Below are 13,343 nucleotides of genomic sequence, written 5' to 3'. Positions count from 1 at the left end.
CATCTGCAGAAGCGGAAAGTTGGGTTCGTCTTTTGCCACGAAGAAAGCCGCGACAATGCCGCTTACCCACAATACTGCCTGAGCAATTGCACGAATCATCGAACTCAATCCTGAACTGGTTGCCGTCAGAACAGAGTATAAAGCGCCTGTTTGCTTTTCACCATTGATCACGATCAACAGTGAAACGAAACTGTCCAATCAAACAAACGGACGAAACCAATCGGAGTTCTGGCCCATTATTCACATGAGGATGGTGTGTGCGGAATTACTTTTTCCGGAAAGCATCCAGTGAAACAACATCGGCAGAAGGTTTGGCTTCCTTGTCGGTGCCATCATCTGCATTGTTGTCTTTGGCCGCAGCGGCTTCTTTTTCGGCTGCAGTCTTGCGCGACTTCGATTTAGGCTTTTCTGCCTTCTCGACCGGTGCTTCCGTGGGGAGGATTTCGATAGGCGCTACATTGCCGCCTTCGTCATTGTCGCTTTCTGGCTGTGCGATCGCGACATCGAATTCGAGTTCGAAATTGACCGAAGGGTCGTAGAAACCACGGACGGCAGAAAAAGGTACAGTCAGCTTTTCAGGAATATCACCGAAAGACAGGCCAACTTCGAATAGTTGATCCGTAACGAGCATGTCCCAGAACTGATGCTGTAAAACGATTGTCATCTGTTCGGGATATTTTTCCTTCAGGCGCGAGGAAATTCGCACACCGGGCGCTCCAGTCAGGAACGTGATGAAGAAATGATGGTTGCCTGGCAAGCCAGCCTTGGCCACTTCCGCAAGAACCTTGCGAATGACGCCGCGTAGGGCTTCCTGAGCGAGAATATCGTAACGGATTAGGTCCTGTACCATGGTTTGCTTATCCCACGGATTCGGAGGTCGATGTCAAGTTCGTTCTCGCCGGAACGGATGATATATGATCTGAAAAAGCAATAGGGCGACGCCTGTGGCGGAAAGATGTGCAATTTTTGAACGCAATAGGGTACGCTTGCCTCTATCGACTTCCGAAGGCCATCAGGAACGTGCGAACTCCGTTGACGGCGCTCTTTTCAATGATTGCATCGTCCACACCCTGACCGGTTAGCATATGGTAGTGCGTGTCGGCATTGATGAGCGCCATGAAATGGCGTGCGGCAAGGTCCGGATCGTCGACGCGCAGATGACCATCCATGGCGAGGCGCGCCAGACGGGCCGCTATGGCCGGGATGGCTTGTGCCGGGCCTTTGGTGCTGCAAATATTGGCTGCAAGTGGCAGGTTGGTCTCATTGGCCTGCATTACCTTGCGCAGAAACGCACCGGACGAATCGTATATGCAATTCCGGCTCATGCGGATCGAGAAAGCCACCAGATCGTGCTCCAGATTTTCGCCAGTCTGGGGGAAAGTGGCCAGAACTGCGAACAGGCTCGCGTTCATACGTGCAAGCGCATCCTCGACGACGGCAGCAAGCAAAGCTTCCTTATCGCGATAGTGATTGTAGATGGTTTGACGTGACACGCCCGCTTCGTTGGCAATGAGGTCTATGCTCGCGCCTTGAAATCCGTCGCGATTGAAAACACGCGCAGCAGAGCACAAAATGAAGTCGCGCTTCATGCACTGTCCGGGCTTTATCACCGCGGAATTCAGACCCTTTTCGGATACAGCACGCTTCTCGGGCAGGGCGGCCATGTCGATAATGTCAGTAGGCTTCATAACTCCAACATAAGATAGCTTGACGTTTTGGACAATGGTGTCTAATTTGACATCAGTGTCAAATCTGTTTTGACGATGCGTATAGAATGCCTTTCGCTACAGAGTTTTCAAGTGTCGGCCGTAATGGAAAACAGGTCGATATCGTCAAGATGGAACGAAAACCGGTAGCGAATACAAATATTTATCTGTCCTGTACCGATTTTGCGAGCCCGATGGCGCCATCCTCCCAAGCAAAACCGGAGATTCGAAATCGGTGCGGGAACCTCACGAAACATTGATGAAAGCGCGTCCCCCATGGCTTCCAGTCTTGTGCGCAATGCCATTGTTCTTGGCCTTCTTTCCGCCATTGGCCCATTTGCGATCGATATGTATCTGCCAGCTCTGCCCACCATTGCCGCCGATTTGCACGCGGAAACTGGTGCGGTGCAGATGAGCCTTCTGGCCTTTTTCATTGCTCTCGCGGTTGCGCAGCTTTTCTGCGGGCCGCTGTCCGATATGGTCGGGCGTAAACTTCCGCTCTATGGCGGTCTGGTCTTGTTCGGTATCGGCAGCATTGGCTCCGCCGTCGCGACCGATATAGATGTGCTCGTGCTTTTCCGCTTCGTTCAGGGGCTGGGTGCAGCAGCTGGTATGGTCATCCCGCGCGCTGTCGTGCGAGACCTTCACACAGGTATCGAGGCAGCGCGTCTGATGTCGCTTCTGATGCTGGTTTTCTCCATTTCGCCGATTCTGGCGCCGCTGACCGGTTCCGTCATCATCAGCTTCTTTGGCTGGCGTGGTGTTTTCTGGGCGGTTCTGGTCGCTGCCATTATTGGTATCATTCTGGTGGCCACTGCACAGAAAGAGACGCGGACGGCAGAGGCCCGGCTTGAAAGCAATCTGGGCAGCGCCTTGCGCGGCTACGGTCGTCTGCTTAAGGATCGCTATTTCCTCGGACTGGTCTTTGTTGGCGGCTTTGGCATCGCGTCCTTCTTCGTCTATCTCGCCAACTCGTCCTTCGTGCTTATCGACCATTATGGCTTGACGCCGACGCAATATGCCATCGCGTTTTCGGCCAATGCAGTATCGTTCTTCGGCGTTTCGCAGTTGAACGGCTGGTTGGGGGCACGCTTCGGGCTTCGCCGTGTCATGCGATTCGCCGTTTCCGGATTTGCAGCGGCAATGCTCGCCATGTTCGCCGCCGCACTCATGGGGCATCAGTCGCTCTGGTTGATCGCAGGCTTCCTGTTCGTAGGCTATGGTTTCCTTGGCCTTGTCATCCCAACAACGGCGGTGCTGGCTCTGGAAGACCACGGCGAGATTGCTGGAACTGCTTCCGCGCTGATGGGTACGCTGCATTTCGTGATTGGCGGCGTGGCCATTGGTGTGACAGGCTCGTTCTTTGACGGAACGGCTGTGCCGATGGTCGGCGGAATTGCCGGTTGTGCGCTCACTGCCTTCGTGCTGACGCAGATCGTTCTTTCGCGCAAGGCGAGTGAACTCGATACGGAAGCTGCTGCTGCATAAGTAATGTGAAAGGGAAAGTGGAGGCTTCTGTTGCCAGGTGCCTCCGAACCCCGCCTTAAGGGGCTAACCCTAAGGACTTTAGAGTGGGTTTCCCGCACCGCCATTAGGCAGCGAGAGCATAACCCTGAGCTTTGTTGTCATTTGCAACTACTCAATTGACCCGATAACGGTGGTATCATGCCGAGTAAAAGAGCGATCTTTACACCCTTGTCGATCCTGTTTCGCCCCCGCCACAATACAAACCGATAGGCTGATTTGTATTCTGGTGGAGGCGCCGGGTACCGCCCCCGGGTCCAATGGGTTTATTACACCGTCCGTTTATCACCATAGTCAGCTTGCGCCGACACGCTGTATATAGGCGCGGTTGATCATGATTGGAAGAGGGCGCGTAGTTTTAAACGGGTTTTCCAATAGGCTCCCGACAACCAGCCCTTGTGTTCATTTTTCATTGACAGCCTGCATTTGCTGGTCAATCCTCGCAACATATCGGGGTCGGCAAGTAAATTCTTATATAGCCGGATTCCGTGGCTGAAACGGGGTGCTGATACCCCATTCGAAGGAGAGTGGATATATGAGTGAATATCTCGCGGATGTCCGTCGCTACGATGCCGGTGCCGATGAAGCTGTAGTCGACAAGATCGTCAAGCATCTGGGTATTGCGCTGCGCAATCGCGATTCCTCGCTTGTTTCGGCAACGGACCCGGAAGAATTGAAGCGCGTCCGCACCAATTGGGTTGCCAAGAAACTCGGCGTTGATGACGAAGCCAAGGGTGACGAAGTCGTCGCGCATGTTGCGGAAGTCATGAAGGGTGATCGCAACAAGAATCGCGTTACCTTCTATTATCTGGTCGCCAAGCAGCTCGGAAAACTCGGCGGCCTTTGATCCACAGCGATCTGGTGAATCCGAAGCCCCGGTGCCTTACACCGGGGTTTTTCTTTATAGTGGCTTAAACGAATCGGATTCTGGATCATCCCCCATGCGCACCTATCTCGATCTTCTTCAACATGTGCTGGATAACGGCACCGACCGTGGTGACCGCACGGGTACAGGTACGCGATCGGTTTTCGGATATCAGATGCGTTTCAATCTGGAAGAGGGGTTTCCGGTTCTCACGACCAAGAAGCTGCATCTTCGCTCGATCATCCATGAGCTGCTCTGGTTTCTGAAAGGTGATACGAACATCGCCTATCTGAAGGAAAATGGTGTCTCGATCTGGGATGAATGGGCAGACGAGAATGGCGACTTGGGCCCGGTTTATGGTTATCAGTGGCGCTCATGGCCAGCGCCGGATGGCCGCCATATCGATCAAATTGCGAATCTTCTCAAGATGCTGCATGGAAATCCCAATTCGCGGCGCCTGATCGTATCGGCGTGGAACCCGGCGCTGGTCGATGAAATGGCTTTGCCGCCATGCCACTGTCTTTTCCAGTTCTATGTCGCCGATGGAAAACTCTCCTGCCAGCTTTATCAACGCTCTGCGGACATATTTCTGGGCGTGCCGTTCAATATCGCTTCCTATGCGTTGTTGACGATGATGATCGCGCAGGTTGCCGGTCTGAAACCGGGAGAGTTCATCCATACGCTCGGGGATGCGCATATTTACGCCAATCATTTCGATCAGGCGCGCCTGCAGCTTACCCGAATACCAAAGAAATTGCCGACAATGTGGATCAATCCGGATGTGAAGGACCTCTTTGCTTTCCGTTTTGAGGACTTCCAGCTTGAGGGCTATGAGGCCGATCCGACGATCAAAGCGCCGATTGCTGTCTGAGGCATTCCATGTCCGTACAAGAACCGATTGTTTCAATCATTGTTGCTGCCGCCGAAAACGGCGTCATTGGGCGCGAAAATGATATGCCGTGGCGGCTCTCAACCGATCTCAAACGCTTCAAGGCCCTGACGCTCGGCAAGCCGGTTATCATGGGGCGGCGGACTTGGGAATCTATTGGGCGCCCCTTGCCGGGACGGCCCAATATTGTCGTGACGAGGGACAACGGATTTCAGGCTGAAGGTGCAAGTGCTATCGGTTCTCTCGAAGAGGCAATTGCGCTCGGACAAAAACTGGCCGCTGACCTGGGTGTCGAAGAGGTTTGCGTCATAGGCGGCGGGAAAATTTATGCGCAGGCTTTGCCTCTCGCGGACCATATTCACCTGACCCGCGTGCTGGCCGAGATCGATGGAGATACGCATTTTCCAGAAATCGACCTCCAAATCTGGCGCGTCGTTTCGCAGGAGGATGTGCCCGCTGGTGACAAGGATAGTCACCCAACGCGCTATTTTGTGTACGAAAAACGTGTTGTGTAAAGCATAGTTCACGAATTTTGTCGTCTTCGCGTTGAAAGCGGACCTCCCGATGCCTATAAAACGGAAACATTAGTTGATGACGGGAGTGGGCAGCTCGCTTTCCCGTCGCCTGGACGAGAGGTGAGGATGCCCTGGAGTAATCAGAATGGTGGCGGCGGCCCATGGGGTGGCGGCGGCGATAATAACAATAACAACAATAATGGCGGTCCTTGGGGACAAGGGCCAAAGGCCCCACGTGGCGGCGGCCAGAACACACCACCTGATCTCGAAGATATTCTGCGCAAAGGACAAGATCGTCTGAAGCAGGTCTTCCCCGGTGGTGGTGGCAAGGGCGGCAGCAATCGCGGCGTTCTTTTCCTTATTGGCGCGGCAGTTGTCGGCTTCTGGCTCTTCCAGTCCGTCTATACCGTGCAGCCGGACGAACTTGCCGTCGAATTGCGCTTCGGCAAGCCGAAGGAAGAAGTGTCCGAACCGGGACTGCATTTCCATTGGTGGCCGATTGAAACCTATGAAAAGGCGCAGATCGTCGAAAAGCAGATCAATATCGGTGGGCAGGGCAACCGAAGTGCGACGCAGGGCCTGATGCTGACGGGCGACCAGAACATCGTCAACGTTCAGTTCTCGGTTTTGTATCGCGTTTCCGATCCGCAAGCCTATCTGTTTAACGTCGATAATCCGGATGCGATGGTGCAGCAGGTTTCTGAAAGCGCGATCCGTGAAATCGTTGGTCGTCGACCGGCTCAGGACGTTTTCCGCGACAACCGTTCGGCAATCGCATCCAGTGTTCGCGATATTGTTCAGCAGACGCTCGATACCTACAAAACGGGTATCCAGATCAACGCCGTTTCCATCGAAGATGCAGCACCGCCGCGTGAAGTGGCTGATGCCTTCGATGAAGTGCAGCGTGCCGAACAGGACGAAGACCGTTTCGTGGAAGAATCGAACCAGTATTCGAACCAGAAGCTCGGTCAGGCTCGTGGTGAAGCAGCCCAGCTTCGCGAAGAAGCAGCCGCTTACAAGAACCGTGTCGTTCAGGACGCGGAAGGTGAGGCTCAGCGTTTCAGCTCCGTTCTGGGTGAATACCAGAAGGCGCCGGAAGTGACGCGTAACCGTCTGTTCCTCGAAACCATGGAACAGGTGCTGAAGAGCACCAAGAAAGTTATTGTCGAACCTGGAAAGGATGTCGTGCCTTATCTGCCGCTGAACGAACTCATGCGCCAGCAGCCACGCCCAGGCGTGAATGCGACCACGACGACCCCGAGCGGAGGTAACCAGTAATGGCTCAGAACAGGCTCCCAATCATTGGCGGCATTATCGCCGTCATCGCTTTCCTGATCTACTCCGCCACGTTCATCGTATCCGAGCGTCAGCAGGCTATCGTGCTTCGCTTCGGTCAGATCGTTGATGTGAAGACGGAACCGGGCATCTACTTCAAACTACCTTTTGGCTTCCTTGATGCAGATACTGTGCAGTTGATCGATGATCGCCTGCTGCGCTTCGATCTGGACGATATCCGCGTTCAGGTTTCGGGCGGCAAGTTCTATGACGTCGATGCGTTCCTCGTTTATCGCATTACCGATGCGCGCAAGTTCCGTGAAACCGTTTCGGGCAGCACGCTGCTTGCCGAGCAGCGTCTTCGCACGCGTCTTGATGCTGCATTGCGTAGCGTTTACGGCCAGCGCGGATTCGAAGCGGCACTTTCGGAAGAGCGTGGCGACATGATGCGCGAAGTGCGTGACCAGCTTCGTCCCGATGCAACGTCGCTTGGCTTGACCATCGCCGATGTGCGTATCCGTCGTACCGATCTGACGGCTGAAGTTTCGCAGCAGACCTATGACCGCATGAAGGCAGAGCGTCTTGCCGAAGCAGAGCGCCTGCGTGCCCGTGGCCGTGAAGCTGCCCAGCGCATCCGCGCTGTCGCGGATCGTCAGGTCGTCGAAACGATTGCAGAAGCACGCAAGGAATCGGAAATCCTTCGTGGTGAAGGCGATGCGCAGCGCAGTGAGATCTTCGCAGGCTCTGCAGGCAAGGACCCTGGTTTCTTCGCCTTCTACCGCTCGATGTCTGCTTATCGTGAAGCCCTTGAGACCCCGGATACAACGCTGGTTCTCTCGCCGGACTCGGAGTTCTTCAAGTTCTTCCGTGATGCTGGCGGCAAGCTGGCAACGCCTGCCCAGTAACAACCGGGTCAAACGCTCATGAGCGATTTTTTAGCCGCCGTAGGTCTTCTCTTCGTTCTCGAAGGGCTGCTCTACGGCGGCTTTCCTTCCTTGGCGAAGAAGCTTGCTCGTGAAGCGAGTGAGACGCCGGAGAACATGTTGCGCATTGCCGGGATTGCAGCGCTCGCAATCGGCGTCGGCATTGTTTGGCTTGTCAGGGGATAAGCCGCTTTCCTTCCGTTATTTATTGTCTGTAGTCTATGCGGGGCCGTAAACAGGCCGTATTTTGCAGCGATCAAGCCTTAGTACATCTATCGCTAATCAAACGACTGCAAGCAAACAGGAACGGAGCAGGGCTTCATGGCAATTGCACCAAAGGCGGGATTTGCTCGCACCCTTTTCGCAACCGTGGCATTGGGGGCGATGACCGTCGCTGGCACTCTTTCGGTAGGGACACCTCCGGCAATCGCGGCTCAGGGACCGGCTTCCGTTGCCGATCTGGCCGAAGGGCTGCTGGATGCAGTGGTGAACATCTCGACCTCACAGACCGTCAAGGAAGATGGCGAAGGTGACGGTGCGGTTCCGATGCCGCAGGTGCCGGAAGGCTCTCCATTCCAGGAATATTTTAAGGACTTCTTCGGTGACAAGGGCGGCGCGCAAGGCGACGAGTCGCGCAAGGTCCAGTCGCTGGGTTCCGGCTTCGTCATCGATGCCGAAAAGGGCTTCATCGTAACGAATAATCACGTCATCGCCGATGCGGATGAGATCGAAGTCAATTTCAACGATGGGTCCAAGCTGAAAGCGGAACTGGTCGGAAAAGACATTAAGACCGATCTGGCGATCCTCAAGGTGGATCCGTCCAAGCACAAGCTGAAGGCCGTAGAATTCGGTAATTCGGAAAAGGCGCGTATCGGCGACTGGGTCCTTGCGATTGGCAATCCCTTCGGTCTTGGTGGAACGGTGACTGCGGGCATTATTTCGGCCCGCAAGCGAGATATCAATTCCGGTCCCTATGATGACTTCATCCAGACCGATGCGGCCATCAACCGTGGCAATTCCGGTGGGCCGCTGTTCGATATGGATGGCAAGGTGATCGGTATCAACACTGCAATCATCTCGCCCTCGGGCGGCTCTATCGGTATCGGCTTTGCCATCCCTGCGGAAATGGCTGTGGGTGTTATCGACCAGCTCAAGGAGTTCGGTGAAGTTCGCCGTGGCTGGCTTGGTGTACGTATCCAGCCTGTTACCGAGGATATCGCTCAGAGCCTTGGACTGAAGGAAGCCAAGGGCGCGCTGATTGCCGGGCTGATCGAAAATTCCGGCGTCGACAACAAGGCCATTGAAGCCGGAGATGTCGTGATCCGCTACGAAGGCAAGCCGGTCGACACCGCCCGCGATCTACCACGACTGGTAGCGGAAACCCCGGTCGGCAAGGACGTCGAGATCGTCGTGGTTCGTCAGGGTGAGGAAAAGACGGTGAAGGTCAAGCTCGGACGTCTGGTCGAGGATGACAAGAGCACCGAAGCTGCGACGGAAGATCAGGCTCCGCTACCCGAGGGCGAGGGCGGTGATGAAGGTGCGGAAACGCCGGATACGTCAAAAAAAGAACAGAAGAGTGACGTTGCCCCGAGCGTTCTTGGAATGAAGCTCAGCGAGCTGAATGACGATGTTCGCGGAGAATTTGGCATTGCCGAAGATGTAGAAGGCGTTGCTGTTCTTTACGTCTCTCCTGGTTCAGCTGCTGGCGAGAAGCGTATCGAAACCGGCGATGTTATCGTCGATATCGGGCAGGTGAACGTGAAGACGCCGGAAGACGTGAAGAAGCGCATTGATGCGCTGCGCCGCGAAGGACGCAAGAATGCACTTATGATGCTGGCTTCTCGTTCGGGGGAACTGCGTTTCGTGACTGTCCGGATCAATTGATCCTCAATTGAATGTACTGCTGAAGCGGCATTGCAGGGAAATCTGCAATGCCGTTTTGTTTTGCGGTTTGAATCACTTGGCGCCAGAACCGTACAAAGAGATTCGAGTACTTCCTTATTTGTCGTTCGAAATGGCAGAGCCTTCTGTTTCATTCGCCTCCGGTATGCTATGGACCGGCGCCATTCGGAGTAGGGTGAGTTGGAAACAGTCGATATTGTGGTCATAGGCGCTGGCGCGGCAGGCATGATGTGTGCCATCGAGGCGGCCAAACGCGGGCGTTCCGTGCTGGTCGTGGATCACGCAAAGGCAGCAGGTGAGAAAATCCGTATATCGGGCGGTGGTCGCTGCAATTTCACCAATCTTCATGCAAGTCCGAAAAATTATCTCTCACAGAACCCGCATTTTTGTATCTCTGCTATGAGCCGCTACACGCAGCGCGACTTCATTGCGCTCGTGGAACGTCATCGTATCGCCTATCACGAGAAGACACTCGGGCAGCTCTTCTGTGATGGCTCGGCGTTGCAGATAATTGAAATGTTGCTGGGGGAAATGAAGCGCCATGGCGCGCGACTAAAGCTTGGTTGCAGTGTCAGTTCGGTCGAAAAATCCGCACATGGTTTTACGCTTCAGCTAACGGATGGACCTGTTCGCTGTCGATCACTGGTCGTGGCCTGTGGCGGGAAATCTATCCCGAAGATGGGAGCTACAAGCTTCGGCTACGATATCGCGACACAATTTGGATTGCGGATTGTCGAAACACGACCGGCACTGGTGCCATTGACGTTTGAACCCAACACACTTGAGCGGCTGAAACCGCTGGCCGGTGTTGCCGTCGATGCCGTTGTCTCCTGCGGCAAAACGAAATTTGCCGAAGCGATGCTTTTTACGCATCGTGGCATTAGTGGCCCTTCGATCCTGCAGATTTCTTCCTACTGGCGTGAAGGAGATGAAATCCGCATTGCGATGCTACCGGAGACGGACATTTTCGAAGCCCTGCGTGAGCAGCGCAAACAGAACGGCAAGCAGGCATTGCAGACCGCACTGGCGCTTTATCTTCCGAGGAAACTTGCGCAAACCATAGCCGAGCAAATTGGTGCGACCGGTCATCTGGCGGATATGTCGGACAAGATGTTTCGCCGTGTTGAGGCCGCGATAAACGACTGGCGCATCAAGCCCGCCGGCTCGGAAGGCTATCGTACGGCGGAGGTTACGCTTGGAGGGGTCGATACGCGCGATCTCGACTCCAAGACCATGGAAGCCAAATCCGTTCCCGGCCTTTTTTTCATCGGCGAGGTTGTCGATGTTACCGGCTGGCTCGGCGGCTATAATTTCCAGTGGGCATGGTCTTCGGGCTGGGTGGCTGGTCAGGCTGCCTGAATGCGGTAGACGGAATGAAGCTTCAAATGCGGAGTTTTATCCGGCACGCGCGGATGGTCGAAATCGCTCGACGGATCGCGGGTCATGCCGATGCGACGCATGACGGCCGTAGACCGCTCATTATTATGGACGGCGAAGGAAACCACTTCGGTGAGGCCAAGGGTGCCGAAAGCATATTCGATCAGCGCTTTGCCCGCTTCGGTCACATAGCCTTTGCCCCAAAAGGGAGGGGCCAGCCGCCAGCCGATTTCAACGGTGCCATCCGGTAAATAAGGTTCAAGGTCAGTGCGGGCGAGACCGGCGAAACCGATGCACTGACCTTCTTCTTTTTCTTCCAGCGCATAGAAACCGAGACCCGTTTCAGAAATCATCTTCCGGAGGTGGTCGAACAGTTCATCCGATTGCGAGCGATTTCTACGAAAGGGAAAGAAACGCATGACTTCTTCATCTGAATTGATGACATGGAACAGGTCGCGGTCGTGATCTTCCCAGTTCCGGATGATGAAGCGTGGCGTTTCCAGAATGATCATTGAACGAAATCCGTCTTTCGATAGCCCTGAATATAGAGGAGGGCGGTCAGGTCGCCATGGTCAACCCGCATTCTGGCCTGCGCTGCCACAGTCGGCTTTGCGTGGAGTGCGACGCCAGTGCCTGCAAGCTGGATCATGCCGAGATCGTTCGCCCCGTCACCTACTGCGATTGCATCATCTGGTGTGAGACCAAGGCGCTCGGCGATTTCCTCGAGTTTCTCGACCTTGGCTTCCCGGCCGAGAATTGGTTCTGTGACCAGCCCGGTCAGATGCAAACCATCGTCGATCAGCCTGTTCGCACGTTCTTCGTTGAAGCCGATCATTTCGGCGATACGCTGGGTGAATGAGGTGAAACCGCCGGACACCAGCGCCGTGTAAGCGCCATGTTTACGCATGGTGCGCACGAGTTCCGGGCCGCCGGGCATCAGTGTAATGCGGGTTGAAATGACCTTGTCGATTACGTTGAGCGGCAGACCTTTCAACAAGGCGACCCGCTCGCGCAAGGCTGGTTCGAAAGCGATCTCGCCGTTCATGGCGCGCGCGGTGATTGCAGCCACATGCTCGCGCAGCCCGGCTTCCTCTGCCAGTTCATCGATGCACTCTTGCTGGATCATCGTGGAATCCATGTCGGCAATCAGAATTTTCTTGCGTCGGTGCTCCTGTTCCTGCACCACCACGTCGACCGGCGCGCCATCAAGCGAATGGCGCAGCAGGGTTTCGGCTTCGTCACTGCTGATCCCCGATGGAAGCGCAATGTCGCAGGCAATGTTGTCGGCCAGCCAGTAGAGTCCAGTTGCGTTCACTGCCGCTGAGGCTTTAATCCCAAGCGCTGATGCAAGCGAGGCCTTGGCCGGATTGGCAATCAAAGTGGCGACGAGAGAAACCTGTTGGGACATGGAGAGCAATTCCGACGATGAATGAGGGTGCGATCACGAATGCAATCCTGATAGCTGGCCCGACGGCCAGCGGCAAGTCGGCACTTGCCATTCGCATGGCTCATGAGACCGGCGGTTTCATTGTGAACACTGATTCCATGCAGGTTTACGATGTTCTTGACCTTCTGACTGCGCGGCCGAACAAAGCGGATCTGGCTGCGGCAGAACATCATCTCTATGGACACGTCGCGCCATCGATGTCCTATTCGACCGGACGATGGCTGGATGATGTAGCTGACCTGCTAACCCAACCTGCCATGAAGCACAGGACCCCGATCTTTGTTGGCGGGACGGGGCTTTATTTCAGAGCGCTTCTCGGTGGACTGTCGCAGATGCCAGAGGTGCCGGGTGATGTTCGCGCCTATTGGCGAGGACTTATGGAGACGGACGGTCCGGAACTTCTTCACCGGCTTCTCAGCGAACGTGACCCGGATATGGCCGCAACCCTTCAACCTTTCGACAGCCAGCGCATCGTTCGGGCGCTGGAAGTTTTTGAGGGCACCGGAAAGTCGCTTCTTGTGTGGCAACAGACGAAAGGGCAGGCACTGGTAAACGATGATAGCGCCCGCAAGATCGTCTTGCTGCCGGAACGGACATGGCTTTCAGAACGTATTGCCCGGCGGTTTGCCCTGATGTGGGACAATGGTGCGATTGATGAAGTCAAAGCGTTGCTGACGCTTGATCTCGACCCGGCATTGCCTGCAATGAAGGCCATCGGTGTGCGTGAAATCACGGCATTTTTGCAAGGCTCGATGTCGCGGGAAGAAGCCATTGAACGTTCGGTTATCGCCACCCGGCAATATGCAAAGCGTCAGTCGACCTGGTTTCGAAATCAGCTTGATGATAGCTGGTGCACGCACGCAAATTCCGATGATGCCTTCGCTCAATTAACGACAACGAAATAACTCGCTGGCACTCTC

14 protein-coding genes and 1 other RNA gene are annotated in these 13,343 nt (G+C 55.0%); 10 read left to right on the top strand and 5 right to left on the bottom strand.

The genetic code is table 11. The features are described 5' to 3' along the window. Window positions 1-265 precede the first annotated feature (265 nt). Together OHI65_RS17500 and OHI65_RS17495 are read right to left on the bottom strand one after the other, a co-directional pair. Window positions 266-850 (bottom strand): SspB family protein, encoded by a 585-nt coding sequence (locus OHI65_RS17500; protein WP_012091774.1) that lies wholly within the window; start codon window positions 848-850, stop codon window positions 266-268. 142 nt (window positions 851-992) lie between these two features. Then, window positions 993-1,688, bottom strand: a complete 696-nt coding sequence (locus OHI65_RS17495) for a TetR/AcrR family transcriptional regulator (protein WP_012091775.1) — start codon at window positions 1,686-1,688, stop codon at window positions 993-995. A 294-nt stretch (window positions 1,689-1,982) separates the two neighbouring features. Between OHI65_RS17495 and OHI65_RS17490 the strand changes: the two genes are divergently transcribed. Beyond that, a complete protein-coding gene (locus tag OHI65_RS17490) occupies window positions 1,983-3,194 on the top strand; it encodes a multidrug effflux MFS transporter (protein ID WP_125300111.1) in 1,212 nt (403 codons plus the stop codon). Window positions 3,195-3,210: 16 nt separating this feature from the next. Here OHI65_RS17490 and ssrA read toward each other — a convergent pair. Next, window positions 3,211-3,578, bottom strand: a transfer-messenger RNA (tmRNA) gene (gene ssrA, locus OHI65_RS17485). Window positions 3,579-3,765: 187 nt separating this feature from the next. Between ssrA and OHI65_RS17480 the strand changes: the two genes are divergently transcribed. The 8 genes from OHI65_RS17480 (at window position 3,766) to OHI65_RS17445 (ending at window position 10,958) form a co-directional block, all read left to right on the top strand. Further along, window positions 3,766-4,077: a DUF2853 family protein gene (locus tag OHI65_RS17480; RefSeq protein WP_010659760.1), complete on the top strand. Its 312-nt coding sequence runs from the start codon at window positions 3,766-3,768 to the stop codon at window positions 4,075-4,077. A 94-nt stretch (window positions 4,078-4,171) separates the two neighbouring features. Beyond that, window positions 4,172-4,966 (top strand): thymidylate synthase, encoded by a 795-nt coding sequence (locus OHI65_RS17475; RefSeq protein ID WP_125300112.1) that lies wholly within the window; start codon window positions 4,172-4,174, stop codon window positions 4,964-4,966. An 8-nt stretch (window positions 4,967-4,974) separates the two neighbouring features. Then, window positions 4,975-5,499, top strand: a complete 525-nt coding sequence (locus OHI65_RS17470) for a dihydrofolate reductase (protein WP_125300113.1) — start codon at window positions 4,975-4,977, stop codon at window positions 5,497-5,499. 126 nt (window positions 5,500-5,625) lie between these two features. Next, entirely contained in the window at window positions 5,626-6,777 is a 1,152-nt protein-coding gene (gene hflK / locus OHI65_RS17465; protein ID WP_012091791.1) for an FtsH protease activity modulator HflK, read from the top strand. After that, window positions 6,777-7,679, top strand: a complete 903-nt coding sequence (hflC, locus tag OHI65_RS17460) for a protease modulator HflC (protein WP_010659764.1) — start codon at window positions 6,777-6,779, stop codon at window positions 7,677-7,679. Before hflK ends, hflC begins: the two co-directional genes overlap by 1 nt. A gap of 18 nt (window positions 7,680-7,697) precedes the next feature. Further along, window positions 7,698-7,883 (top strand): DUF2065 domain-containing protein, encoded by a 186-nt coding sequence (locus OHI65_RS17455; protein WP_006467185.1) that lies wholly within the window; start codon window positions 7,698-7,700, stop codon window positions 7,881-7,883. A gap of 135 nt (window positions 7,884-8,018) precedes the next feature. Continuing rightward, window positions 8,019-9,581, top strand: coding sequence for a Do family serine endopeptidase (locus tag OHI65_RS17450; protein ID WP_125300114.1), 1,563 nt, complete (start codon window positions 8,019-8,021; stop codon window positions 9,579-9,581). 198 nt (window positions 9,582-9,779) lie between these two features. Then, window positions 9,780-10,958, top strand: a complete 1,179-nt coding sequence (locus tag OHI65_RS17445; RefSeq protein WP_264358754.1) for an NAD(P)/FAD-dependent oxidoreductase — start codon at window positions 9,780-9,782, stop codon at window positions 10,956-10,958. On the opposite strand, the gene OHI65_RS17440 is transcribed toward OHI65_RS17445, so the two are convergent. Together OHI65_RS17440 and serB are read right to left on the bottom strand one after the other, a co-directional pair. Further along, window positions 10,946-11,488 carry a GNAT family N-acetyltransferase gene (locus tag OHI65_RS17440; RefSeq protein WP_125300116.1) on the bottom strand — a complete coding sequence of 181 codons (543 nt, stop codon included), beginning with the start codon at window positions 11,486-11,488 and terminating at the stop codon, window positions 10,946-10,948. The two genes, OHI65_RS17445 and OHI65_RS17440, sit on opposite strands and share 13 nt — an antisense overlap. Continuing rightward, the gene (serB, locus tag OHI65_RS17435; RefSeq protein ID WP_094513884.1) at window positions 11,485-12,384 is read right to left on the bottom strand and encodes a phosphoserine phosphatase SerB; all 900 of its coding nucleotides are present in this window, start codon (window positions 12,382-12,384) and stop codon (window positions 11,485-11,487) included. The genes OHI65_RS17440 and serB overlap by 4 nt, the downstream gene beginning before the upstream one ends. Before the next feature lie 17 nt (window positions 12,385-12,401). Here serB and miaA point away from each other — a divergent pair, with 17 nt between their 5' ends. Then, entirely contained in the window at window positions 12,402-13,328 is a 927-nt protein-coding gene (gene miaA / locus OHI65_RS17430) for a tRNA (adenosine(37)-N6)-dimethylallyltransferase MiaA (RefSeq protein WP_125300117.1), read from the top strand. Window positions 13,329-13,343: the final 15 nt, after the last annotated feature.

It is taken from the genome of Brucella sp. MAB-22 (assembly GCF_025908475.1).
GTDB lineage: Bacteria > Pseudomonadota > Alphaproteobacteria > Rhizobiales > Rhizobiaceae > Brucella > Brucella anthropi.
Note: the sequence above shows the minus strand (reverse complement) of the source record. Positions and strands in the feature narration are given on the sequence as shown.